The following is an 803-nucleotide window of genomic DNA, read 5'->3' as shown; positions in this document are numbered from 1 at the left end:
GTTTCATACTTAAACATAGCTATTATTGTGATGGAAATTTAAATTTCGTCTTTTGAAAGTATCAATAATTTGTATTATTTTTATAGGGTTATATATTTTTCTTTTGCTCTGCTGTATAGCAGAGCTCTTTTTTTTTGTCGTACAAAAGCCACCTATATATGTGAAGTGCACCCCAATTGTTAACAATTGGGGTGCACTTCAGTCCTGTCGGGCGGCTTCTTTTAATTTATATTCACCAATTCATTAAACTTAAACTTAGTATTCAAACCAAAGGCATCTGTACAATATATAGTTTTCGTCATCGGTTCAATATGTAATACATTTATGTACATGTCTTGCACCATTCCATCACGATAGTATGAGATATGTATTTCTTCTTCCTCGTGAAAAGATTGCATTAACGCTCTTTCTATTCGTTCCATAGTATCTTGTGTTAAAAAAGGTTTAGGTACTTTATATTGTTCCTCAAACATTCTATGTATTTCCTCGTATTGCTCCGGTATTGAAGCAAACGGATTCCATTTCACCATACCTCTTCCACGTACTACAGGAAAGCTGTTATATCCCATGATGTAATACCTCACTTTTGTTTTTTTAACGCCACTACAAACAATAACATTTAACAAAAGGGGGTAGAAGTAGATGAGTGTTGACATTATTTCTAAAGAAGAAATCACAAAATTATTAAACGAATGGTATCAAGCTATGATTTCACAACGTGTATTACAGTCTCAGAAAATAAAAGAAGATATTGCAAATAAAATCAATAATATTAAGGAAGACCAAACAATATTAGTCTACTA

General features: G+C 31.9%; 1 protein-coding gene and 1 pseudogene. One reads left to right on the top strand and one right to left on the bottom strand.

The features are described from left to right. Window positions 1-221 precede the first annotated feature (221 nt). Entirely contained in the window at window positions 222-569 is a 348-nt protein-coding gene (locus ABWK52_RS29050) for a YolD-like family protein (protein ID WP_000541074.1), read from the bottom strand. 73 nt (window positions 570-642) lie between these two features. Here ABWK52_RS29050 and ABWK52_RS29045 point away from each other — a divergent pair. After that, window positions 643-803: pseudogene (locus ABWK52_RS29045) on the top strand (hypothetical protein); the annotation flags it as partial.

Origin of the sequence: Bacillus sp. AP50 (assembly GCF_040492675.1) — a bacterium.
In the GTDB taxonomy this organism is placed as follows: Bacteria; Bacillota; Bacilli; order Bacillales; family Bacillaceae_G; genus Bacillus_A; species Bacillus_A cereus.
Note: the sequence above shows the minus strand (reverse complement) of the source record. Positions and strands in the feature narration are given on the sequence as shown.